Origin of the sequence: Campylobacter showae (assembly GCF_963515975.1) — a bacterium.
GTDB classification, from domain to species: Bacteria; Campylobacterota; Campylobacteria; order Campylobacterales; family Campylobacteraceae; genus Campylobacter_A; species Campylobacter_A showae_F.
On sequence record NZ_CAUPZM010000003.1, the window covers coordinates 40,011 to 63,053 of the forward strand.

Consider the following 23,043-nt stretch of genomic DNA (forward strand, 5'->3'; position numbering starts at 1 on the left):
TTATGGGCTCAACTCAAATTTGTTCAAATTTGAGCGGCTACGAAAGAATTTTGAAAGCTAGGTTTTTGCCTTCAGCGGTCAAATTTAAACTCGTCAAATTTGACTTTGACCGCTAAATTTGACTCAAATTTGATTAGTCCAAACGATAAAAATTTAAATTTGATCCGCTCCCGGCGTAGGTTTTTAAAGATAATCTCCACCGAAAGCCCGAGCGACGACCTTATTTTTGCCGCTATTTTTGCCTTCGTAGAGCAGTTTATCAGCCTGCTTTATCACGGTATCTACGTCTTTTACGGATTTGACGTTAAAGTTAACTAGCCCAAAGGTCGCGGACGTTTTAGCGCTTTTGCCTTCAAACTCTAGCTCCGTCTCGGCGATCTTACGCCTGATACGCTCAAAAGTATGCTCCGAGTTTTCGAGATTTATATCCGATAAAAATATCAAAAATTCCTCGCCGCCCCAGCGATACACCAGATCGCCCTCGCGCAGACTGCTTTTTATCGCGTGTGCGATGATCTTTAGCGCCTCGTCGCCAAAGGCGTGCCCGTGGGCGTCGTTTAGTTTTTTAAAGTCGTCGATATCGCACAGCACGATGCTGGTATCGCAGCTCAAAAACTGCATGCGCGGCACGGCAAATTCGTAAAATGCGTTTCTATTTAAAAGGCCGGTGAGCGGGTCTTTGTTGGCTAGTTCGCTTAGCCTCTCTTGGCGCTCGAGCATATCTTGGCGCAGTTTTGCGCTAAATGTTCTAGAAAAATCAATAACCAAAACGATGACAATCGTAGCAATGATGATAAAATTTAAAACATAAAAAAACTCTGCCTGCGTTCCGGCAAGCTGCGGCGGAGTCTTTGCGTAAAAATACAAAAACAAATACGCCGCACCTTTGGCATACGCAAAAAAGTTATTTACGCCCTTTGTCGCTAAACTCGAGAAAAACACGATAGACATGAGGGCTAAGATGATATTTTGAAACCCGTAATCCCAGCCAAGAACGAGCGTGCAGATAAAAGCGTGAGCAAATATCTCAATCCTAACCGCCGCTACGGCTATGGCGGCCGTTTTTAGATCCTTCGCCGCATAGACGCAAGCGGCATAAAGAGCGACGCTAAGGATATTTAAGCATGCGAGTAAAGGCTGATCTATGTAGATAAACAGCGCCAAATATACCGCGTGAAAGAGCCCAAACGCAGCAAACATCGCGCGAAGCTTGACGTAAAAGCCGTACCTCGCAAAAAGGTTAAGCAGCATCGCCGCATCCCTTAAATTTTACGCAGTTTTTACCGCTTCTCTTGCCCTCGTATAAAAGCTTATCCGCGACGATTGCCATCTCGTTTAGACTCATCGCGCGCGCGTTTTCAAACACCGCAGCGCCAAATGTTATGCCTATTTTTTTGCCGTTTGGAGCAGTGAGGGTATTTACATTTTTGAGAACTCTTTTTACCATCTCTTGCGCCGAAACGTCGTCGTGCACTAAAGCCACGAGCAAAAACTCCTCCCCGCCCCAGCGGCACAGGATATCTTTTTCGCCGCGCGAGTTTTCGCGTAAAATTTGCGCAATCTCTTTTAGTGTCTCGTCTCCGACGTCGTGCCCGAAGGTGTCGTTTATCACCTTAAAATCATCTATATCGCCAAGCGCGACCAGCACCTTTTCATACGGAAAATGCTCCGCTATCTCGTCAAACTGCTCCTGTGCGTAACGGCGATTGTCAAGGCCGGTTAGAAAGTCAAATTTGCATGCGGACTCGAGTTTATCGTTTTGCGAGGCGACCTCGTTTATACTTTTGGCATAAACCGAGTTTAGCGTATTCGTGCGGCGCGAAAATGATACGAATATTGCCGCAAACGTCACCACGAACATTACGCCTCCGCTAGCGCCTAAATTTACGATACCGAATTTGTCCCTTAAGATATACAAAACCGCGTAAGCTGCGGCTTCGGCGATGATGATGGCAAGCACGGTTCGGTTTTTACCGATAAAAATCAAATAGCTAGTCGCGATGCCCCAAATAAAGAAATTTTCGTTGCCGCAACCCCAGCCGTATAAAAATACCCCCAAAAATCCGTGGCATATGACCGTGAGATGGATAAAATTTGCCGCAAAGCTCGGATCATCGCCATAACAAAGAACCACGTAAATGCTAACCGTCGCCAAGAAAATATAAGCAGCCAAAAACGGCGCCGGCACTCGCGCATAAATAGCGAAAAATAGTAAAAAAATCTGCAAGCAAGTAAAAAATCTAAGTAGAGGAAGAGCAATCGCCGCAAGCGCCTTTTGCTCGGCGCTTTGCTCAAATTTCGCCATCTGTATCCGAGCTTTTAGCTCTTTAAATCTGCTACCGTTTTTTTCGCACTCTCTCTCGTCATGCGAATTTTTTCGCAAGATTTTTCGCGCCGTTTCGGCCATAAGCAAAAAAGCTCCGTTTCTATAAATTTTTGCTCATTTTATCACATTTTTGTTTAAAAGTTTTTTGATCTTAGATAAGTGTTTATACTAATTTTAAACGATTTTTTGGCACAATCTAGAATTTTAAAAGTAAAATTTAAGGGTAAATATGCTTGAAGTCAAAAATTTATTAATGAGATTTAACGCGCAGTTGCTATTTGAGGACGTAAATTTAAAGCTCACTCGCGGCAACCGCTACGGTCTCATCGGCGCAAACGGCGCGGGAAAATCGACGTTTTTAAAAATCCTTGCAGGCGAGATCGAAGCAAACAGCGGCGAGATCGTCATCGAAAACGGGCTAAAAGTAGGCGTACTAGGTCAAGATCAGTTTGCGTTTGAAAACTTTAGCGTCAAAGACGCCGTGCTATACGGCAACAAACGCCTCTACGACGCAGTAAAAGAAAAAGAGCGCCTCTATATGAGCGAAGAGTTTACCGACGCCGTAAACGACCGTCTGGCGCAGCTTGAGATGATAAGCGCCGAGGAGGATCCTAGCTACGAGTACGAGGTACGCATCGAAAAAATCCTAAGCTCGCTTGGCTTTAGCGACTTTGAAAAGCCGATGAGCGAGGTCGAAAACTCGGATAAATTTAAAGTCCTGCTCGCTCAAGTACTATTTCCAAAGCCGGACATTCTTTTCCTTGACGAGCCCACCAACAACCTTGATATCGATAGCATAAAGTGGTTAGAAAACGAGCTAAACCGCCACGAGGGAACGATGGTGCTAATCAGCCACGACCGCCACTTCTTAAACGCGGTTTGCACGCACATACTAGACGTGGATTTTAAGAAAATTAGGCAGTTTGCGGGCAACTACGACGACTGGTACATCGCCTCGACGCTGGTTGCCAAACAGCACGAGATGGAGCGCGACAAAAAGCTAAAAGAAAAAGAAGAGCTGGAGAAATTTATCGCGCGATTCTCGGCAAACGCGAGCAAGGCTCGCCAAGCCACAAGCCGCCAAAAGCAGCTAAACAAACTCGACATCGAGGAGATCAAAGTATCAAGCAGACGCGATCCTAGCATACTTTTCCGCACCAAGCGCGACATCGGCAACGAGATCCTAGAGGTGCGCGGCATCAGCAAAACATACGACAAGGTTTTGTTTGAAAATTTTAGCTTCAAGCTCGAAAAGAACGACAAAGTCGCTATCATCGGCGCAAACGGCGTAGGCAAAAGCACGCTGGCTAAAATCATCATCGGCGAGGTCGCTCCAGATAGCGGCGAAGTGCACGTGGGCGCGACGATAGAGCCTAGCTATTTTGCGCAGGACACGACGAATAAAATCACCGGCGAGCTAAAGCTCTACGAGTGGCTGCAAGACGAAAACAACAAGGACCTAGACGAGATCCGCAAGTGCCTAGGCAGGATGCTATTTAGCGGCGCCGAGCAGGAAAAATCCGTCGGCAGCCTAAGCGGCGGCGAGAAACACCGCCTGATGCTAAGCCGCCTGATGCTAGAGCGCGGCAATCTGCTCGTACTAGACGAGCCAAACAACCACCTCGACCTCGAAGCCATTATCGCCCTAGGTGAGGCGCTGTATAAATTCGGCGGCAACGTCATCTGCGTGAGCCACGACAGAGAGCTCATCGACGCCTTTGCTAACCGCATCATCCACCTAAAAGGCAACGGCGAGGTCGTCGATTTTAAGGGAACCTTTGAAGAATACGCCGCGATGAACGAAGGGGCGACGGCTTAAGTTTTTGATTTTGGCTTTTGATTTGGCGGGCAAATTTGATGCTCGCCGAATTTGAGAGTAAAACCAAGCGGCAAATTTAACTCCGTTTTACTGCTTGGATTTAAATTTTACCGCTTATCTTTTTAGCGACTATTTATAAGGCTTGCGCTACGAAAATGCCGACATATTTTTCAAATTTACTGCCGCGTATCGTTTCTTAAGAATGAGATAAATATTTCTATGATAACATTTATCTATATCATTTACTACTGCGAAAAAACAGCCAAATATAAAAGCAAATAGATGCGAATGTAGCAGCACAAGGAGAGAATGCTAATGGGTGAAAGCGTAAATAATTTACTACAAAAAAGCGATGAACTGATAGTAAATATGGTAAAAGAGGCGGGCGAGCTGGTTAAAAATTTTATCGAGCTATCAAAAAGCGACCCCAATTTTAAGGATTATTACCGCGATTTTACCGACGTCGGCGTGCAAATTTTTAAAATCCACGAAAAACTACACGCTGATTTTGCGGAACTAAAAGAGTGCGAGGGAATAAAAGCACTAAAAGAGCATAAAGAATAAACTTCCGCCGAATTTAAATCTCTTAAATTCTTTCTTTAAGGACGAGAAAAATTTTACTCACAATAAGGAATAAAAACAAGATTTAACGTTTTTGCGATGCGGGTCTCGGCGAGTAAAATTTGAAGCCGAAATTTACAAATTTGACTTCAAATTTGAATAGTAAAAGTTAAGGCGAGGTATTTTTGTTCTAGACGAGGCACTTTTAAATTTGGCGACGGGAGTTACCTAATCGGTAATGACCGAGCCAAATTTAAAAGTAACGACGTATAGGGCAAAAAGACAAGCCTCTATTTTTTAGAATACTGCGCGTCGAGATACGGTATCAAATACCCATACCCCTGCTCCCCCATCTCCTCCTTTGGCACAAACCTCAGCGCAGCGCCGTTTATGCAGTATCTTAGCCCTCCTTTATCGCGCGGACCGTCGTCAAATACATGCCCCAAGTGCGAGTCCGACATCGCGGTTTTGACCTCGGTGCGCACCATGCCGTGCGATAGATCGGACTTTTCGGCGATCAGGCTAGCATCTATCGGCTTAGTAAAGCTTGGCCAACCGCAGCCCGCGTCAAATTTATCATACGAACTAAAAAGCGGCTGACCGTTGGTGATATCGACGTAGATGCCGATGCGCTCCTCGGCGTTTAGCTCGCTGCTGTGCGGGCGCTCGGTCGCGGCGTGCTTTACAACGTCGTATGAGATGGCGCTTAGCTCATTTTTTAGCGCCGCGTCGTCTTTGTTTTTGTAGTTTTGCAAATTTTGCTTCATATCGCGCTTTTTGTTGCTCAAAATTTCGCCCTTTTTAGGCAGGCTCTCAAAGGTCACGTGGCAGTAGCCGTGCGGATTTTTGTCCAGATAGTCCTGATGATACTCCTCGGCTTTGTAGATATTTTCTAGCGGCGCGATCTCGGTTACGATTGGTGCTTTGTAGTTTTTTTGTTGTTCGGCGATAAAGGCTCTGATCGCCGGCTCGTCCGCTGTATCGGTGTAGTAGATGCCCGTACGGTACTGCGTGCCGCGGTCGCCGCCTTGCTTATTTAGGCTGGTGGGATCGATGGTGTTAAAATAAAATTTGAGCAAATGCGGCAAATCAATCACATACTCGTCGTACTCGACCCAGACGGCCTCGGCGGCGTTCGTGTCGCCCGTGCAGACCTGCTCGTAGCTAGGGTTTGGCACCTTTGAGTTCGCGTAGGCCGTGTAGGTGCTAACTACGCCCGGAAGCTGCTTGAGATAGGCCTCCGTACCCCAAAAGCACCCGCCCGCTAGCACGATCGTTTTGTTCGCGGTCGCAGACTCTTTTGCTTTATGATTCATCTGTTCTCCTTGTAAATTTAAAAATATACCTAAAAATAGCGCCAAAGCGCCGACTATTCCTGCTGTTTTTAACGTTTTGCCAAGCATTTTCGCTCCTTGTGGCTTAAATTTAGACTAAATTTGATTCTGGCAAATTTGACTTCAAATTTGACGGTTTTAAATTTTACGCACCGAGACCTGCATCTTGAAAATGCTAAATTTGGTTTGGTTAAATTTAGCGTTGCGAGTTTGGCTTCCTTGCGTAAATTAACCTTTCTTGTTAAGGGGGAAGGGGCTTGAATTACGAAGTCGCTCCCTTCCCCCTTAACGGATCCCCCAACCCCTACGACGTGAGAGGTTGCTGCACTACGTGCAGGTTTAATTTCAGCGCTTACGCGCTTCAAATTTTAAATTTGCATTTTCAAGATGCAGATCTCGGTGGGTAAAATTTACAAATTTGACTTCAAATTTGATCGCAAAAAAGATAAGGCGAAGTATCGTGAGATGATTTTTCAAGTTTTGAAGCAAAATTGAGCGTGCGCTAGGCATATAGCCTGCGGAGCGAAAATTTTGCGAAATCTCGGAAAAGCGCTCGCGAGACAAGCCTTAGCCAAAATCGGCGAAATTATAACCGTCTAACATAAACCCAACGTGAATTTCGCCTCTTAACTTACCCTTTCGCGACTAACGGCAAGGCGTAGAACTTAAACCCCTCCTGCTCAAACCCGCTCGCAAATGCCTGAAATTCCTCAAATTCGGCGCTGTTAAACTCCGCTCGCCAGATCACACCCTCTTCGTTAAATTCGCGCTCAAAGCTTAAATTTCGCTTTTCAAAATAGTGCTCAAAGCGCGATCCCAGCGTATATGGCGTAAAAAACACGCAAAGCGATTTTATCTCAAATTTAACTAGCACACCGCAATCCGCAGCCTCCTCTATCGCCGCGTTTACCGCTGCGCCGTAAGCTCGCACGAGTCCGCCCGTGCCTAGCTTTATCCCGCCGAAATACCGAACTATTAGCGCGCCCACGTTTACGAGCTGGGCGCCTCTAAGCGCGTTTAGCGAGGGTTGCCCGCTCGTGCCCTTTGGCTCGCCGTCGTCGCTTTGATTTTCTACTATCTGGCCGTAGCCGTTTCGTTCGCGCAGCGCCCACACGACGTGCGCGGCCTTTGGATGCTCGGCCTTTAGGCGCTCGTGCAAGGCCTTAAACTCGCAAATAGGACACAAAAAACATAAAAACGTCGATTTTTTGGCTTCAGTTTTGGTCGATACGACCTGCAAAACCGTTTGCAAATTTCTCCTTTAAATAAAGCCCGATTTTAGCGAAATTTTAAAAATATTCTTATAAAATGGCGGCTAAAATGAAATAAGCTCTCAAAAAGAATGAAAATGTTTAAAAAAATCTCAAAAAAAATGCTTTGGCAAATCATCGCTATGATCGTATCTAGCGCCGTTTTTAGCGGCTCTGGGATCTTAATACTAGCCTTTATCAACAAATACCTCTTAAATTTAAAAGAACAAGACGCTCAAATTTTGCTCGCGTTTTTCGCGCTTTTGATTTTGTTTTTGGGCTTTTCGGTGCTCTCGCGCATCGCTCTTAGCGTGATCGGCAACGATTTTGTCTACGAGCTGCGAGCCAAAACGATAAAAAGAATACTCGATACCTCAAACCAAAAAATCGTAGCCGCGGGCAAGTCAAATTTGATCGCCTCGCTCTCAAGCGACGTGCGTAGCCTAACCGACGGCTTTATGCAGGTGCCAAGCATTATCCAAGGCGTGCTCATCATCGGCGCTACGGGCGCTTACGTGCTTTATATCTCAGCCGAGATTTTCGTGTTTTTGGTGCTTTGGATGAGCGCGGCGACATGGATTTGCCGATACTTCATCAAAAATATCCACAAATACTACGAACAATGCCGTAACGGCGAGGATGCGCTATATCGCGACTATCAGACCTGCATCGAGGGGCATAGGGAGCTTAGCTTAAATTTAGCCCGCGCAAAGCGGCTTTTTTGGGACCGCTTTATCCCAAACGCAAAAAGCCTGCGCGAAAATATCGTAAAAGCCGAGATCCATCAGTCCTTTATGAGTAACTGGCTAAACACCGTGATGCTAGGCGCCGTGGGTATCGAGATATATTTTTGCCTAGCCTACGACGCTGCGAGCCTGCAAGACGCGATCACGGTTGCGCTAGCGATACTTTTTTTGCGAGCGCCTCTCATGATGCTGCTTTACTCGGTGCCTAGCGTATTTCGCGCGCGCATCGCTTACGAGCGGCTAAAAAAGCTAGACCTAGCGCCCTTTGAGCCTGAATTTACGCTGGGCGAGACGGCTCCGCAAATTTGGCAAAAACTACGCCTAAAAGATATAAATTTCGCCTACGACGAGGGGAGCGAATTTGCTCTAAAGGATATAAATTTAGAGATTAAGCGCGGCGAGACGGTGTTTTTGATCGGCAAAAACGGCAGCGGTAAAAGCACGCTATTTATGATTCTAGCAGGACTTCTAGCGCCAAAAAGCGGCGAGATGTTTGCAGATGACGTCAAAATCACCGAGTCAAATTTAAAAAGCTACGCAAACACGATCAGCGCGGTGTTTAGCGACTTTTATCTCTTTGACGAGGTAATGAGCGACGATGAGGCGCTGATAGAGGTGCTGCTAAAAAAGATGTCGATAGAAAACAAAGTAAGCGTCAAAGACGGGATTTTTAGCACACTAAATCTCTCTCAAGGCCAGAAAAAACGCCTCGCTATGGTCGCGGCGCTACTTGAAAGGCGCAAATTTTTGATCCTTGACGAGTGGGCAGCCGATCAAGACCCGGAGTTTAGACGGCATTTTTACGTAGAGTTTTTGCCTGAGTTAAAGGCGCAAGGATACACGATTTTTGCGATCAGCCACGACGATGCGTATTTTGACGCGGCGGATAAAATTTACGAGATACGAAACGGGCAGATCGCACTCGTTAAGGGATAAAATTCAGCTAAAGATGGTTAAAATAACGGATATCATTTTTAAATAAGGAGACATAATGCAGCTGAGCGAGGAAGCAAGAGAAGCTAAAGAGATGGCGCTAGGCATGATGAACGATAACTTCATCGGCCTTACAGAGGATATGTGTGCAAAATTCGGCGGCTTTACGAACCCGCAAAACGTCAAAATGACCGATATCACCGAGGACGGCATGCATATCGCCTGCGACGAGGGCGAGGTGTTTGTACCGTTTGAGAAAAAAGCCGAACTAACGGTCGAGAGCCTACGCGACGAGGTCATAAACATCGTAAACAGCATGGAGGGGTAAACCTCCTCTGCTCATTGGCAGGAGCGCAAATTTACCGCGTCTGCTTACTTTTACGCCAAATTTAACCCTCAAATTTTACTTCGCGTCAAATTTATTTTAAAACCTTTTATATTTTACGCTTTAAACGCGCAAAATCGTCTGCAAATTTAAACCCGAAATCCCGCTCGAATTTACGCATTAATAAATCAAAATTATAAAAACTGATTTTAATTATTAATTAATACCAAAAATAGTAAGGTAACGAGAATTTTTATCATTATTAATTATGATAAAATCGAAGGGAGTTCAAATGAGTAAAAAAAGATCAAACGCACAAGGCGTCAAATTTATACTTTTGTCGCTAGCCGCAGCCGCGAGCCTAAACGCCCAAACCCAAAACGTCACGCTTGACGCCGCCATAGTAACGGCGACGGGCTTTGAAAGCGCGCTAAAAGAAGAGACCAGAAATATATTCGTCGTAACCAAAACAGACATCGAAGCCTACGGCTACCGCACGATAAAAGAGCTCGTAGAAAAGATCCCTAGCGTCGATTTCGTCAGCACTTCAAGCCTGGGAGAAAACATAGATATGCGCGGACAAGGCATGCGCGGAGACGGCGCGACGCCTACTATGGCCGTAAAAATCATGCTAAACGGAGTGCCGATAAATATGGTCGATGCGGCGCACGGCATCATACCGCTTGAGATGATAGCCATCGAGGACGTCGAGCAGGTCGAAGTGATGCCCGGAGGCGGAGCCGTGCTATACGGCAGCGGCACTAGAGGCGGCGTGGTAAATATCATCACCAAGCAAAGACCGCGAGATTTTTTCGCAAACGTAAGCTCAAAAATCGGCTCATATAGCTACCGCGACGCCGCAGCAACCGTCGGCGGAAACGCGAGCGAGGATCTGTTTTTAAAATTTAGCGGCAAGGCCTTCGGTCAAAAAGGCTACAGACACGACTACAAGGAGCGCGGATACTACCTAAGCGGCGGACTAAACTACAAATTTAACGACTCTCACTCGCTAAATTTGACGCCTAGCATATTTAAATCAAAAAGAAACGATCCAGGCACTCTAACCCAGGATCAAGCTTCGCAAAACCGCAGACAAAACGCCAACAACGGCCTAACAAAGCTTTTTGAAAACGAAAAAATCGACGTAAACGCTGTTTATGAGGGCAAATTTAACGACTTTTACTCGGTAAATTTGATGCCGTATTATCAAAAAATCAAAATCAAAACCTCATCGACCGAGTTGGCTCGCGGCGTGCGCTATCCGATGGAGGGACTTTTCGGCGATAAAAAATACGGCATAAATTTTAAAAACAAGCTCGACTACGGTAGCGGCGAGTTTATCTTTGGCTACGACTACGAGCAAAACAAGGGCGAAAGAGAGTCGCACTATGCCGTGAAAATGCCGCCAGTGATGAGTATGAAGCACGATACGACGCTCGATCTAGAAAAGACCACGCACGCGTTTTATTTTATGGAAAAGCATAAATTTACCAAACTTTTCGATCTAAGCTTTGGGTATAGATTTGAGCTCGCGCAGTACGAGGCGAGCAGAGTTTCTGATATGAAGGGCTTTAGAAACGGCATGCCTTTTCCTCCGATGACTAGCTACAACGCCATAAGCGACGGCAGAGATATTACCAACCACGCGTTTGAGTTTACGCCCAATTTCAGATACTCAGACACGGGAAACGTGTATTTTAAATTTGAGCGCGGCTACATCTCGCCTTCGCCTTCTCAGCTAACCGACAAGGATCAGGTGACCAAACAGTACAAATTTAACGACCTAAGATCCGAGAAATTTAACACCTACGAGATCGGACTAAAAGATCACGTCGCAAGCATGCCGGTAAACGCTACCGTGTTTTTAACCGATACTAGCGACGAGATAGCCTACGCCGAGCTAGGGGCCAATCACGGAGACGCTTGGAAATACTACAACATCGCAAAAACCAGACGCTACGGATTTGAGTTTTTTTAGCAGGCAAAACGTCTTTGATAGGCTGATTTTAAGCCAGTCCTACGCCTACGTAAACGCGACGATCAAAAAAGGCGATAACGCGGGCAAAGAGGTGCCCTACGTTTCAAAACACAAATTTATATTCGGCGAGGACTACGAGATCGTGAGCGACTTGCACCTGTTTGCGGACTATAAATTTTACTCCAAGAAAAAGGACCTAAACTACGACGACATCTCCTCTCGCAGCATCGTGGACGCAGGCGTTTCGTATAAATTTAAAAACGGACTTAGCATAACCGGTGGCGTAAAAAATCTCTTTAACAAAAAATACTACGACTATCAAGGCAAAAACAGCCAAACCGGCATCTACGAGTATAGCCCGGCAAACGAGCGAAACTACTACGTAGAGTTTAAATACACTTACTAAACCGCTAAATTTAGGGCTTTATGCCCTAAATTTGCCTTTTTGGACGCTCTACTTTTCTGCGAAACGTTATTTGGATTTTGTTATCTAACGCTATGAAATCTTGCCGAATTTTATTACCGATTAATGATAGCGGCGATATAATAAACAGCTTTTGATAATTAATATTAGGATTAAAATGTTTGAGTATATAGAAGTCGGCGGCATATTTATGTGGCCGATATTTTGCCTCTCGGTGCTCGGTATTGCGGTGCTTCTTGAAAAGGGAGCGTATTTTTTATTTACCGAGATAGACGCGACGAGTTCGTTTAAGATCAAGCTTTGCAATCTGATTTTAGAAGGCGACTACGCAAAAATCAAAGAATTTTGCAAAGGTTACAAAAACTCGCTTGCCAAAACCGCGCTTTTCGTCGCGGAAAATTTGGGCGAAGGCGCGAGCAAAACGCAGATCGACTACATCGCCGAGGAGGCCGTATCCATGCAGCTAACCTCGCTTGAGCGGCGTACGTGGATACTGGGTCTTTGCGCTAGCGCGAGCCCGCAGCTTGGACTTCTTGGTACGATAGTCGGTATGATAAAGGCCTTTAGCGGACTTAGCGGCGGCGTGGACGCTCCGCTCGTAGCAGTCGGCATCTCTGAGGCGCTTTATACGACGGCTTTTGGGCTCATAGTGGCGATTCCTTGCGTGATATTTTTTCTCATGATTAGCAAAAAGATAGATTTCATCCTAAACGATCTAAACCGCATTATGAGCCTATTTGGACGCAGTTTTGAAAGGAGAAGCTGTGAAGTATGTCCGCAGAGATAAAGCCAGATACGCCGGCATCTCGATGCTAAATTTGATCGACGTGATATTCGTGCTTTTGCTGTTTTTTATGGTTACGACCTCTTTTAATAAATTTGCCCACATCGACATCGCCCTACCCCAAAGCGCGTCAAATTTAGACGAAAAAGATACTAAAAACGTCGAGGTTTTTTATCTGCTTAACGGCGAGGTGCTTTTAAGCGTTGGCGGCGAGCAAAAGAGCCTAAATTTGGCGGATCTAGCCGCTCAAATAGCAAATTTGACCCCAAAGCAAAAAGAGAGCGTCAAACTAAACGCAGATGAAGCGATAAACTACGGCGAGGTCGTAAATTTGATCTCTATTTTAAAAGATAATGGCACGCAAAACGTCGAACTAAATATCAAGAAAAAGCCCAAAGGATAGAAAATGAGCCTAGTTTTATCTCCCTGTAAATTTAACCAAGGAGAACAACTATGATTGCTAAATCAAGCCAAGGAGCTATCGCGCTTTCGCTGATAGCAAGTCTAAATTTATACGCCGCGGAGGATAGCTCCACTAGACTAAACGCCACCGTCATAACCACGACTGGCTTTGAGAGCGCGCTAAAAGACGAGGTTAGAAACGTAACGGTAATAACCGCCAAAGAGATAGAGGATAGAGGATACCGCGATATCAAAGAAGCCCTAGAAAAAGCTCCGGGCGTCAGCCTAAACGGCAACAACGTAGATATGCGAGGACAAGGCTCCAGAAGGAGCTCGTCGGCTAGATCGACCACAACCGTAAAGGTGATGGTGGACGGCGTCGCGCTAAACATGATCGACACTACGCCTACTAGAATCCCCGTAGATATGATACCTATCGAGGACGTAGATAGGATAGAGATAGTCCCGGGAGGCGGCACCGTGCTATACGGCAGCGGCACAATGGGAGGCGTGATAAATATCATCACCAAAAAGAGCAAAAAGAAATTTTACGCCGGCGTCTCTAGCAAGCTCGCCTCCTACTCGTATAAAGACGTAGCCCTAAACGTCGGCGGCGGAGTAACCGACGCGCTATCTTTAAAACTAAACGCGAAAAAATCGGACTCAAACGGATATAGACGCGGGGATAAAATCAAAGAGGACTACGTCTCGGGCGGCCTAACCTATCAAATAACGGACGATCAGGCGCTATCTATCGACTCAAGCTATTTTAAAGACAAAAGCCGCACCACCGGCGCTCTAAGCAAAGCTCAGCTAGAGCAGGACAGAAGGCAAGCGGGATCAAGCAAAACCGACTTTCTAAACAAAAGAGTTAGCGTAAACGCCGACTACTCTATAAATTTAAACGACGCGCTGACGTTTAATCTATCGCCTTATTATCAAAAGCTAACTATGGACTCGTATAGCGCCTACAAAGACGGCGGCAGCGGAGCGCTAGGGCTAACCGACAAGCAAGCCGGGGCTAAATTTAAGGGCAAATACGGCTACGGCAGCGGAGATTTTATATTCGGCTACGACTTTTTAAGGCAAGAGGCCAAAAGATCTATACACTCAAAATCTACGAGCAGACGCGGCCCTATCACGGTAAGCGCCGACGTCACGACCAAATTTGACGTAGAAAAGAAAACGCATTCGTTTTACGTGCTAGAAAAACACGACTTCACCGATCAGTTTTCTTTGAGCGCGGGGTATAGATTCGAGCTAGCTAGAAACGATATGGATAGGCGCTCAAAATCCGCCATCATGACGCCCGGCCGAACGATAACTAGCGCTTCGTCCTTTAAAGGCAAGAAAAACTCGGACAACCACGCCTTTGAGATAACGCCTAGCTTTAAGTACTCAGACACCGGCAACGTTTATTTTAAATTTGAACGCGGCTTCGTCTCGCCATCGCCCGTTCAGTTCGTAGATAAGCCAAACAGAACCGACTACGTAGTAAACAATCTAAAATCCGAAACCTACCAAACCTACGAGCTTGGCGTTAGAGATATGATCTATGATAGCTTCGTAAGCGCGACCGTATTTTTAACCGATACCAAAAACGAAATCTACACTAGGACGCTAACTAACAACATAACCGACGGTTGGTTTTTTATAAATTTAGACGACGTCAGGAGATACGGAGCCGAACTCTACGCCGAACAGCAAATTTTAGACAACCTAAAAACCAGCCAGACCTTCTCCTACGTAAAAGCCGAATTTAAAAAAGGCAGCAACAAAGGCATGGAGGTGCCGACCGTGCAAAAGAGCAAATTTGTCGCTAGCCTCGACTACGAGCCGATCAAGGATCTAAATTTACTCCTTGACGTCAAATACCTATCAAAGCTAAAAAGAGCGATCTACTCGGGCGTGACCGATATCTCGGGCTACGAGACGCAAACCGTGTCTAGAACGCTAGTGGATCTTGGGGCGAAGTATAAATTTAAAGGCGGATTTTCGGTCTCTGCGGGAGTTAAAAATTTATTCAACAAAAAATATAACGCCTACCAAAGCGTGCTAGAGGACATATACGAGCCCGCCGACGAGAGAAACTACTACGTAGAGTTTAAGTATGCCTACTAAAAACGGAGTTACGGCGGTTTTGGCGGTGCTTACGGCGCTGCTTTTTATATTTTCGCTTAGTCTCGGCGGAGCCGATATCTCGTGGCAAGATATAATCAAATTTGCAAGCGGCAGCGAGATAGACGAGATAAAGGAAACGATCCTGCTAGAAATCCGCTTGCCGCGCGTCATAATGGCCTTTTTAATCGGCATGCTTTTAGCAAGCTCTGGCGTCGTCGTGCAAAGCGTGTTTTTAAATCCGCTAGCCGATCCCTACATCATCGGCATCGCCTCCGCCGCGACCTTTGGCGCCGTGGCGGCTTATCTTTTAAAGCTGCCCGATTTTTACTACGGAGTGTTTGCCTTTTTTAGCGCGGCGATACTTTCGGTGCTGATCTTTAAACTCTCTAAAAAAGGCAAATCCATCGCCACGCTTCTTATCATCGGTATCGCGTTTTCGTCGTTTTTGGGCGCATTTACGAGCTTTGCTACCTACCTCATCGGCGAGGATAGCTTTAAGATAGTAGCGTGGATGATGGGCTACGTAGGCTCTGCCAACTGGGAAAAGATCGCCTACATCAGCGCTCCCCTCGTGCTATCTATGGCGTATTTTTACTTTAAGCGATTTGAATTAAACGTCATCCTAAGCGGCGACGAAGAGGCTCAAAGCCTAGGCGTGGACGTCGAAAAGATGAAAAAACGCCTGCTCATCGTCTCGTCTTTGGCCGTGGCGTTTTCGGTTGCGTTTACGGGTATGATAGGCTTTGTGGGGCTCATCATCCCGCACACGCTACGCATGATACTAAAAACCTCGAGCAACATCGTTTTGATACCGATTAGCGCCTTTGCGGGCGGGTTTTTCCTGCTAGCCTGCGACACGATAGGTAAAAGCGTCCTAAGCCCGACCGAGGTGCCTATAGGCGTAGTTACGGCGTTTTTCGGCGCTCCGTTTTTTCTATTTTTAGCTATCCGTTCAAGCAGGAGCATATAAGGTGAAAGTAGAAAAACTATGCTTTAGCTACGGCAAAAAAGAGATACTAAAAAACGTAAATTTAAGCCTCAAAAACGGTCGGTTCGTAGGGATTTTGGGCCCAAACGGCTGCGGCAAATCCACTCTTTTAAAAAATATCCTAAGAATTTTATCGCCAAATAGCGGCGTAATAACCCTGGAAAACAAAAAGCTGGAGGATTATTCGCTAAAAGAGCTAGCTAAAATTTTAGGCTTCGTGCCGCAAAAAACGGTTTTAAGCATGCCTCTTACGGTCGAGGACATCGTGCTAACGGGGCGCTTTTGCCATCTAAAAAGCCAGTTTAGCGGATACGACGCAAACGACGTAGCAAAAACCTACGAGATCATGCGCCTACTTGACGTAGAGCGGTTTGCCAAACGCAGCGCCCACTCTTTAAGCGGCGGCGAATTTCAGCGAGTTCTGCTAGCTAGAGCGCTAGTTAGCGAGCCAAAGATTTTGCTTCTTGACGAGCCTACGAGCGCGCTGGATCTAAACTACGGGGTTCAGATGCTAAAGATCTGCGAAAATTTAACTAGAGAGCTAAATTTACTCTCCGTAGCCGTGCTGCACGATCTAAATTTAGCCGCTATGTTTTGCGACGAACTCGTGATGCTAAAAGACGGCGAGATACGCTACGCAGGCACGGCAAGGCAGCTTTATACGAAAGAAATTTTATATGAAATTTACGGGCTAAACTGCGAAATTTTAGAACACGACGGCATGCCGTTCGTAGTGCCCGTAAAGAGATAAATTTATAAATCAAAATTTGAAAGGATTTTCTATGAAAAAAGTCGCGGCATTTTTACTCGCTATCAGTTGTCTTTTGACGAATTTAACCGCAAACGCGCCCAAAAAGCTAGTCGTGCTAGACCCTTCGGTCGTCGAGATAGTCTATATGCTAGGCGCACAGGATCAGCTAGCGGCCATCGCTACGCTTCAGTTTTCTAAAATTTGGCCCGAGGATCAAACCGTAAAGCTAAAAAGCGTGGGCACCTACACGAAGCCAAATATCGAGCAGATCGTCGAGCTAAAGCCTGATCTCGTCGTCACTAGCTTTCACTCGGCAAACGTAAACGAGAGCCTTGCTAAATTTAACCTAAAAACCCTCACGCTAAAAGCCGATAGCGTCGGCGATATCTACAAAAATATCGAAGAAATCGGCAAAGTAACGGGCAAAGAGCAAAAAGCGAGCGAAGTCGTAAGCGAGATAAAATCCAAACTCGACTCTTTTGCAAACAGCGAGGTAAAGGGCAAAAAGATACTAGCGGTATTTTCCTCGACGCCGCTTACGGGCTTTAGCTCAAAGACGCTACCGGGCGATATCTTTACCAAACTCGGGCTAAAAAACATCGCCGATAGCGTAGAGGGCTCGACTCCGATCGTCTCGACCGAGTTTATCTTGTCGCAAAATCCGGACTTCATCGTCGTTATCGGCGGCATGGGCGGCAACGGCGAAAATTTCCTAAAACAAAATCCGGTGCTTAAAAAAACAAACGCCGCCAAAAACGGCAAAGTGCTCACCGTGCCCTCCTCGCTGCTGCTTAGAGGAACGCCTCGCATAGGCGAAGCCGTAGATAAATTTTACGAGATGCTAAGCAAATAATGCGCTATTTTCTAGTCTCGCTCGTCTTAAATTTAGCTCTGCTTTTTTTGCCGTTAAACTCGCGCCAGATAGAGAGCGCAAAACCGCAAGAAACGATAAAGATCAAGCTAAATTTGACGCAAGAAGAGCCTGGTAAAGAGACTAGAGAGTATATACCGCCTCAAAGCGCGGAGCCGCTAGAAAAACCTATGGAATGGCTGCAAGAAACGCAGTCCCAACCGGTCAAATTTGAGTCCGAGCCCGAAATTTTACAGCCCGAGCCAAAGCCGGTAGAGACCGAACTCAAAAAGCCAAAGGAGGAGAAAAAGCAACCGCCAAAGCCCAAAATAAAAAAGCAAATCTCGCCAAAGCAGGCGCAAGCTGTAAAAGAGGAGCCTAAATTTGAACCAGTACCAGCACCGAGTCAAATTTTACCCGCCGAGCAAAGCGCGCAGCCTAGCTCAAATTTAACTCCCGCAAAGCAGCCCGCCGCGCAAAATAGCGGCGAAGCAAAAGAGCAAAACGCGTGCAAAGAGGGTGTAGGCTTTACCGTGGCGCGCGAGCCGGAGGCCAAATATCCCAAAAAAGCGATCATGCTGCGGCTAAGCGGGACGTTTAAGGTCGAGGTTGATTTTAAATTTGACGGAGAGATAAAGATAATAGCCGTTCGCGGGAAAAATAAAATCTTTAACGACGAAGCGGTGAAAATAACAAAGGAGTTAGAAATTAAAGCGTTAAAAAATATTTCGCATTGTATAATTACCAAACCTTACGAGTTCAAAACGGAGGAATAGATGTTTGAAACCAGACAAAAGGGGCACGCAGGGCCGACGCGTCCCAAAAAAATAAAAATGGCGACTAACGCCGAGGTCGAGAAATTTTTAACCGAGGAGCTACCGACGCAAAAGGACGGCGTGATATACATCCACGTGCCATTTTGCGATAATATCTGCTCGTTTTGCTCGATGAACCGCACGAAGCTAGAGGACGAGCTAGATAGCTACACGCAGTATCTACTTGGCGAGATCGAAAAATACGGTAAATTCCCGTATCTACAAGCTAAAAATATCCGCAGCGTCTATTTTGGCGGCGGAACTCCTACGATACTAAAAGAAAAGCACCTAGAGCCCATTATCGCGGCTCTGCGCTCGAATTTTAATATCTCGGACGACTGCGAATTTAGCCTAGAAACCACGCTGCATAATCTAAATTTGAGCAAAGTGCGCCTGCTAAAAAGCCTAGGCGTAAACCGCTTTAGTATCGGCGTGCAGACGTTTTCGGACAAAGGTCGCAAACTGCTAAACCGCGTCCACGACAAAAAAGGCGCGATAGAGCACCTAAAAATGATCAGGCAAAATTTTAGCGGCATGGTTTGCACGGACGTTATCTTTAACTACCCGGATCAAACTATAGACGAGGTGCTAGAAGACGCGCGCCTAGTCGATGAGCTAGAGATCGACAGCACGAGCTTTTATTCGCTTCAGCTTTTTGAAAAATCAGAGCTCGCAAAGACGGTCTCGCAGGACTACTACGACGTAAATTACGAGCATAAGCTACACAACGCTTTCTTTGAAAAGCTGCTGGGCACGGGCAACTACGAGGTACTAGAGCATACTAAATTTAACCGCATCGGCCGCGACCGCTATCAGTATATCCGCCTAAGCCACCAAGGCGCCGATATCCTGCCGCTGGGAAGAGGCTCGGGCGGAAGGCTAGGCTACTACGACATCTACAACGCTAAAGAAAAAATGCGTATGATAAACAAAGTAGACGACAAACAGCGTGCCGAGGGACGGCTAAAAAGCCTCTTTATGTACCCCAAAATCGACCTCGCGCAGATAAAAAGCCTAGTTAGCGATGAGACATTTGACGCGCTAATGGAGTTTTTCAAAAAATGCGAAAGCAAAGGCTATATGCGCATAGAAAACGGCTTTTTAAACTACACGACGGACGGCATATTTTGGGGTATGTCGATCGGCACCGAAGTAGCAAATATCTCACAAAAGGACTTTGAATGAAAAAAATAGTTATCTACACGAGCGCGACCGGAAATACCGAAAAAGTCGGTCTTGCCATCGCAAACGAGCTTGGCTGCGAGGCGGTCAAATTTACCGAGGATCTGCACATAAATTTGGACGGTTACGACTTTATCGCGCTTGGATTTTACGTCGATAAGGGCGACGCGGAGCCTAAATTTAAACGCTTTTTACGCGAGATAAAGGGCAAAAAAACGGGCGTATTTATGACGCTTGGCATGGATCCCGAGCACGAGCACGCGATGAACTGCCTAGAAAAGGCAAAAGTCGTGCTACGCGAGGGCGAGAATGAAATTTTACGCGAGTTTTACTGTCAAGGCGCGATCGATCCAAAGGTCATCGAGCAACTACGCAAAATGGGCGAAGCAGCACCAAACGACCCGCGCTACGCCGTGACTCCAGAGCGCGAAGCCAGATGGGCTAGAGCCGCAACTCACCCTGACGCAAACGATCTAGAAAACGCGAAAGCGGCGTTTAGAGGGATATAAATTTGCCGCCCTCCGGCGGTCAAATTTGCTTTATAAATTCGGCGCATTTTAAATTTGTAAATTTGCGCCCTATTTTTGGATTTACTTTAAATTTTACTCGCCCAGACCCGCAATTTTAAGTCGCTAAATTTGGTTTTTAAATTTGATAGAGTTAAATTTTACGTTTTCAAGACTAGGGTCTCGGCCGGCAAAATTAAATTTAGTAAAATTTGACCGCTCAAAACCGCCCTTGATACTCTAAATAAGCCAAAACTCGCTATAATCTCCTAAAAAATCAAAAGGAAAATTATGATACAAACTTGTTTATTTCCGGCTGCGGGCTACGGCACGAGATTTTTGCCTGCGACCAAATCGCTACCAAAAGAGATGCTGCCGATCCTCACAAAACCGCTGATCCACTACGGCGTGGACGAGGCGCTGGAGGCCGGCATGAAAAACATGGCGTTTATAACTGGCCGCGGCAAACGCGCGCTGGAGGACTATTTTGATATCAGCTACGAGCTAGAGCATCAAATCTCTGGCACGAACAAAGAACACCTGCTAACCGAAATCAGAGAGCTAATGGCGCGCTGCACGTTTTCATTCACGCGTCAAGAGAGCATGAGAGGCCTAGGAAACGCCATCCACACGGGTAAAGTCCTCGTGCGAGACGAGCCGTTTGGCGTAGTGCTGGCCGATGACCTGTGCATCAACGAAGAGGGCGAAGGCGTGCTATCTCAAATGGTAAAAATCTACGAGAAATACCGCTGCAGCGTCGTCGCGGTGATGGAAGTGCCGATCGAACAGAGCAAAAACTACGGCATCGTCACGGGTCGCGCGATCGAGGACGATTTGCTCATGATTAGCGATATGGTCGAAAAACCAGATCCCGAGGAAGCTCCGAGCAACCTAGCCGTCATCGGCCGCTACATCCTGACGCCTGATATTTTCACGATCCTAGAGCGCACCAAGCCAGGCAAGAACGGCGAAGTGCAGATCACCGACGCGCTAAAAGAGCAAGCCAAAGACGGCATGGTGTTAGCATATAAATTTAAAGGCAAGCGCTTTGACTGCGGTAGCGTCGAGGGCTTCGTGCAGGCGACAAATTTCTTCTACGAGCTAGGCAAAAATGCTAAAAAATGAGTTATTTTTCGAGCGTACGCCGCTAAGTGCGATCGGCTCCTACGCAAAACGCATGAACGACGAGCTAAAAGGTGGCGAGATCGGCTACTATCACCTGCCCGAAATCGGCGCAAATTTACTAAGCCAAATCGCCGAATTTGAAACGACGCTCACGCACGTAAAAAGCGTCGTGCTAGTAGGCATCGGCGGCAGTAGCCTGGGCGTCAAGGCGCTAAAAACGATGCTATCAAGCGCAAAAAGGAGCCGCGAGCGTGAGCTTTATTTTCTTGATAACGTAGACGCATTTAGCTTTGAGAGCGTTTGCGAAAGCATCAAATTTAACGAGACGCTTTTTATCATCTCGTCAAAATCGGGCACTACGATCGAGACGATCACTCTGTTTAAGTGCATTTTGGAGCGCTTTAAGCCCTCAAATTTGAGCGCAAATTTCATCGTCATCACTGATCCAGCCTCGCCGCTAGAAGCCTACGCTAAGCAAAACGGCATCAAATTTTTTAATATCCCCAAAAACGTCGGCGGTAGATTTAGCGTGCTTAGCGCGATCGGGCTCGTGCCGCTAATGCTATGCGGATACGATGCGGCGGCGCTACTAGAGGGAGCACGGGCGTGTAAAAAGCGCTTTTTGGAGGACGGCGACGATACGCTGCTACAAAAAGCTTACCACTATGCGACGCATAAAAACGCCAAGATCAACGTGATATTTAGCTACGGCGATAGGTTTTTGGAATTTAACGACTGGTACGTGCAGCTGTGGGCGGAGAGCCTGGGCAAGAAAAAGGGCTACAAGCGCTACGGACTCACGCCCGTCGGACTCATCGGCTCGCGCGACCAGCACAGCTTTTTGCAGCTCATCATGGACGGCGTTAAGGACAAAACGGTAAGTTTCATCAAGGTAGCCGCCGCGGACGCAAACACGGCGATACCGAACATTACCCTAAACGGTCTTGAGGGCTGCGACTTCGTAAACGGGCTAAATTTGGGCGAGCTAATCAACGCCCAGTGCAGCGCCACCATGCATGCGCTCGTGCAAGAAGGCATCAGCGTGGACGTCATCGAGCTTGAGCGGCTAGACGAGGCAAGCGCGGGATTTTTGATTTATTATTTCGAGCTTCTCACGTCGGCTACGGGCATAATGCTAGGCATAAATACCTACGATCAGCCAGGCGTCGAGGTCGGCAAACGCATACTAAAAACGATGCTGACGGCGGGAAAATAAAGGCTGCGGCGTAAATTTAACGCGTGTTTTTATTTGCGAAGCTGTGTACAAACAAAGCCCCGTTAGTCTAGTATTTTTTGAGCTGACGGCTCAAATTTACGGTATCGTCGGCAAATTTGAGTCAAATTGGTCGTAGCTTTGTTTTGGCAAATTTTGGGCGGAAATTTAATGCGCATTCGTCAAATGTCGGCGAATAAACAACAAGCTACTTCTTTGTGGCGCGACTTTTTTATTCATTTTTGTAGCGTTGATAACTCGAGGCGTAAATTTGGGGCGGTATCGCGCGATCTTTAGCCTTAGCCAAAGTCGTGCGAATAAAATTTATCAGTAAATTTGCTAGATTTTACTTTTTTGATACCACTGGCTTGATCATAAATATTATTTGGCAAACGCGTTTATAGACGAATTTAACAGCTTCTACCATATATCATCCTATAATTTGCAATATAAATTTCTAAACTTTTTCCTCTCATTGCCAAAACTTTCTTTTTGGGTATTTTTGGCATATTTAGTGAAATTTAAAGGCCCACCAAAGAACGTAGACCTATTCGATCCAGAAAGATTTTTACACCTCGTAGCAACCTTTATCAACACTTAATAAAGTAAT

The 23,043-nt window shown here is 46.3% G+C and carries 22 protein-coding genes; 17 read left to right on the plus strand and 5 right to left on the minus strand.

Translation table 11 applies throughout. The features are described 5' to 3' along the window. Positions 1-71: 71 nt before the first annotated feature. The 3 genes from RWM02_RS01595 to RWM02_RS01605 are packed head-to-tail and all read right to left on the minus strand — an operon-like array spanning position 72 to position 2,407. Complete coding sequence (locus tag RWM02_RS01595) at positions 72-200, minus strand: hypothetical protein (RefSeq protein ID WP_314068697.1); 129 nt, start codon at positions 198-200, stop codon at positions 72-74. Continuing rightward, positions 184-1,251 (minus strand): GGDEF domain-containing protein, encoded by a 1,068-nt coding sequence (locus RWM02_RS01600; protein WP_314068698.1) that lies wholly within the window; start codon positions 1,249-1,251, stop codon positions 184-186. Before RWM02_RS01600 ends, RWM02_RS01595 begins: the two co-directional genes overlap by 17 nt. Next, on the minus strand, positions 1,241-2,407 hold the full coding sequence (locus tag RWM02_RS01605; protein ID WP_314068700.1) for a GGDEF domain-containing protein: 1,167 nt from the start codon (positions 2,405-2,407) through the stop codon (positions 1,241-1,243). The genes RWM02_RS01600 and RWM02_RS01605 overlap by 11 nt, the downstream gene beginning before the upstream one ends. A 148-nt stretch (positions 2,408-2,555) precedes the next feature. Between RWM02_RS01605 and RWM02_RS01610 the strand changes: the two genes are divergently transcribed. Continuing rightward, a complete protein-coding gene (locus RWM02_RS01610; RefSeq protein ID WP_314068701.1) occupies positions 2,556-4,145 on the plus strand; it encodes an ABC-F family ATP-binding cassette domain-containing protein in 1,590 nt (529 codons plus the stop codon). A 315-nt stretch (positions 4,146-4,460) separates the two neighbouring features. After that, positions 4,461-4,709: a chemotaxis protein gene (locus RWM02_RS01615; protein ID WP_314068702.1), complete on the plus strand. Its 249-nt coding sequence runs from the start codon at positions 4,461-4,463 to the stop codon at positions 4,707-4,709. A gap of 287 nt (positions 4,710-4,996) precedes the next feature. Here the strand turns inward: RWM02_RS01615 and msrA are convergent, their stop codons facing one another. Both msrA and RWM02_RS01625 read right to left on the minus strand, forming a co-directional pair. After that, entirely contained in the window at positions 4,997-6,109 is a 1,113-nt protein-coding gene (gene msrA / locus RWM02_RS01620) for a peptide-methionine (S)-S-oxide reductase MsrA (RefSeq protein WP_314068703.1), read from the minus strand. Between the two features lie 562 nt (positions 6,110-6,671). Next, positions 6,672-7,292 (minus strand): IMPACT family protein, encoded by a 621-nt coding sequence (locus tag RWM02_RS01625; RefSeq protein WP_314068704.1) that lies wholly within the window; start codon positions 7,290-7,292, stop codon positions 6,672-6,674. 96 nt (positions 7,293-7,388) lie between these two features. On the opposite strand from RWM02_RS01625, the gene RWM02_RS01630 reads away from it, so the two are divergent. The 15 genes from RWM02_RS01630 (at position 7,389) to RWM02_RS01700 (ending at position 22,436) form a co-directional block, all read left to right on the plus strand. Then, the gene (locus tag RWM02_RS01630; protein WP_314068706.1) at positions 7,389-8,972 is read left to right on the plus strand and encodes a cyclic peptide export ABC transporter; all 1,584 of its coding nucleotides are present in this window, start codon (positions 7,389-7,391) and stop codon (positions 8,970-8,972) included. A gap of 55 nt (positions 8,973-9,027) precedes the next feature. Beyond that, positions 9,028-9,297 (plus strand): DUF2470 domain-containing protein, encoded by a 270-nt coding sequence (locus RWM02_RS01635; RefSeq protein ID WP_002949591.1) that lies wholly within the window; start codon positions 9,028-9,030, stop codon positions 9,295-9,297. Positions 9,298-9,586: 289 nt separating this feature from the next. Further along, positions 9,587-11,272, plus strand: coding sequence for a TonB-dependent receptor (locus RWM02_RS01640; RefSeq protein ID WP_314068707.1), 1,686 nt, complete (start codon positions 9,587-9,589; stop codon positions 11,270-11,272). After that, positions 11,259-11,678 (plus strand): TonB-dependent receptor domain-containing protein, encoded by a 420-nt coding sequence (locus RWM02_RS01645; protein ID WP_314068709.1) that lies wholly within the window; start codon positions 11,259-11,261, stop codon positions 11,676-11,678. Before RWM02_RS01640 ends, RWM02_RS01645 begins: the two co-directional genes overlap by 14 nt. A gap of 175 nt (positions 11,679-11,853) precedes the next feature. Further along, positions 11,854-12,483, plus strand: coding sequence for a MotA/TolQ/ExbB proton channel family protein (locus RWM02_RS01650; RefSeq protein WP_002949594.1), 630 nt, complete (start codon positions 11,854-11,856; stop codon positions 12,481-12,483). Then, positions 12,461-12,883, plus strand: a complete 423-nt coding sequence (locus RWM02_RS01655) for an ExbD/TolR family protein (protein WP_314068712.1) — start codon at positions 12,461-12,463, stop codon at positions 12,881-12,883. The genes RWM02_RS01650 and RWM02_RS01655 overlap by 23 nt, the downstream gene beginning before the upstream one ends. Positions 12,884-12,933: 50 nt before the next feature. Next, the gene (locus RWM02_RS01660; protein ID WP_314068713.1) at positions 12,934-15,003 is read left to right on the plus strand and encodes a TonB-dependent receptor; all 2,070 of its coding nucleotides are present in this window, start codon (positions 12,934-12,936) and stop codon (positions 15,001-15,003) included. After that, positions 14,993-15,973 (plus strand): FecCD family ABC transporter permease, encoded by a 981-nt coding sequence (locus tag RWM02_RS01665; RefSeq protein ID WP_314068714.1) that lies wholly within the window; start codon positions 14,993-14,995, stop codon positions 15,971-15,973. Before RWM02_RS01660 ends, RWM02_RS01665 begins: the two co-directional genes overlap by 11 nt. Before the next feature lies 1 nt (position 15,974). Next, a complete protein-coding gene (locus RWM02_RS01670; protein ID WP_314068715.1) occupies positions 15,975-16,742 on the plus strand; it encodes an ABC transporter ATP-binding protein in 768 nt (255 codons plus the stop codon). A 31-nt stretch (positions 16,743-16,773) separates the two neighbouring features. Then, positions 16,774-17,595: an ABC transporter substrate-binding protein gene (locus RWM02_RS01675; RefSeq protein WP_314068716.1), complete on the plus strand. Its 822-nt coding sequence runs from the start codon at positions 16,774-16,776 to the stop codon at positions 17,593-17,595. Then, a complete protein-coding gene (locus RWM02_RS01680) occupies positions 17,595-18,368 on the plus strand; it encodes an energy transducer TonB (protein WP_314068717.1) in 774 nt (257 codons plus the stop codon). Before RWM02_RS01675 ends, RWM02_RS01680 begins: the two co-directional genes overlap by 1 nt. Beyond that, positions 18,369-19,592: a radical SAM protein gene (locus tag RWM02_RS01685; protein ID WP_314068718.1), complete on the plus strand. Its 1,224-nt coding sequence runs from the start codon at positions 18,369-18,371 to the stop codon at positions 19,590-19,592. After that, complete coding sequence (locus RWM02_RS01690) at positions 19,589-20,098, plus strand: flavodoxin family protein (protein WP_314068719.1); 510 nt, start codon at positions 19,589-19,591, stop codon at positions 20,096-20,098. The genes RWM02_RS01685 and RWM02_RS01690 overlap by 4 nt, the downstream gene beginning before the upstream one ends. Before the next feature lie 288 nt (positions 20,099-20,386). Next, a complete protein-coding gene (galU, locus tag RWM02_RS01695) occupies positions 20,387-21,220 on the plus strand; it encodes a UTP--glucose-1-phosphate uridylyltransferase GalU (protein ID WP_314068720.1) in 834 nt (277 codons plus the stop codon). Beyond that, positions 21,207-22,436, plus strand: coding sequence for a glucose-6-phosphate isomerase (locus RWM02_RS01700; protein WP_314068721.1), 1,230 nt, complete (start codon positions 21,207-21,209; stop codon positions 22,434-22,436). Before galU ends, RWM02_RS01700 begins: the two co-directional genes overlap by 14 nt. The last annotated feature ends 607 nt before the right edge of the window (positions 22,437-23,043 follow it).

Excerpts from the sequence above, each read along its gene's own strand:
- RWM02_RS01600 (WP_314068698.1), bottom strand. The coding sequence starts at position 1,251 with ATGCTGCTTAACCTTTTTGCGAGGTACGGCTTTTACGTCAAGCTTCGC.
- RWM02_RS01605 (WP_314068700.1), bottom strand. The coding sequence starts at position 2,407 with ATGGCCGAAACGGCGCGAAAAATCTTGCGAAAAAATTCGCATGACGAG.
- RWM02_RS01610 (WP_314068701.1), top strand. The coding sequence starts at position 2,556 with ATGCTTGAAGTCAAAAATTTATTAATGAGATTTAACGCGCAGTTGCTA.
- RWM02_RS01615 (WP_314068702.1), top strand. The coding sequence starts at position 4,461 with ATGGGTGAAAGCGTAAATAATTTACTACAAAAAAGCGATGAACTGATA.
- msrA (WP_314068703.1), bottom strand. The coding sequence starts at position 6,109 with ATGCTTGGCAAAACGTTAAAAACAGCAGGAATAGTCGGCGCTTTGGCG.
- RWM02_RS01630 (WP_314068706.1), top strand. The coding sequence starts at position 7,389 with ATGTTTAAAAAAATCTCAAAAAAAATGCTTTGGCAAATCATCGCTATG.
- RWM02_RS01635 (WP_002949591.1), top strand. The coding sequence starts at position 9,028 with ATGCAGCTGAGCGAGGAAGCAAGAGAAGCTAAAGAGATGGCGCTAGGC.
- RWM02_RS01640 (WP_314068707.1), top strand. The coding sequence starts at position 9,587 with ATGAGTAAAAAAAGATCAAACGCACAAGGCGTCAAATTTATACTTTTG.
- RWM02_RS01650 (WP_002949594.1), top strand. The coding sequence starts at position 11,854 with ATGTTTGAGTATATAGAAGTCGGCGGCATATTTATGTGGCCGATATTT.
- RWM02_RS01660 (WP_314068713.1), top strand. The coding sequence starts at position 12,934 with ATGATTGCTAAATCAAGCCAAGGAGCTATCGCGCTTTCGCTGATAGCA.
- RWM02_RS01665 (WP_314068714.1), top strand. The coding sequence starts at position 14,993 with ATGCCTACTAAAAACGGAGTTACGGCGGTTTTGGCGGTGCTTACGGCG.
- RWM02_RS01675 (WP_314068716.1), top strand. The coding sequence starts at position 16,774 with ATGAAAAAAGTCGCGGCATTTTTACTCGCTATCAGTTGTCTTTTGACG.
- RWM02_RS01680 (WP_314068717.1), top strand. The coding sequence starts at position 17,595 with ATGCGCTATTTTCTAGTCTCGCTCGTCTTAAATTTAGCTCTGCTTTTT.
- RWM02_RS01685 (WP_314068718.1), top strand. The coding sequence starts at position 18,369 with ATGTTTGAAACCAGACAAAAGGGGCACGCAGGGCCGACGCGTCCCAAA.
- RWM02_RS01690 (WP_314068719.1), top strand. The coding sequence starts at position 19,589 with ATGAAAAAAATAGTTATCTACACGAGCGCGACCGGAAATACCGAAAAA.
- galU (WP_314068720.1), top strand. The coding sequence starts at position 20,387 with ATGATACAAACTTGTTTATTTCCGGCTGCGGGCTACGGCACGAGATTT.
- RWM02_RS01700 (WP_314068721.1), top strand. The coding sequence starts at position 21,207 with ATGCTAAAAAATGAGTTATTTTTCGAGCGTACGCCGCTAAGTGCGATC.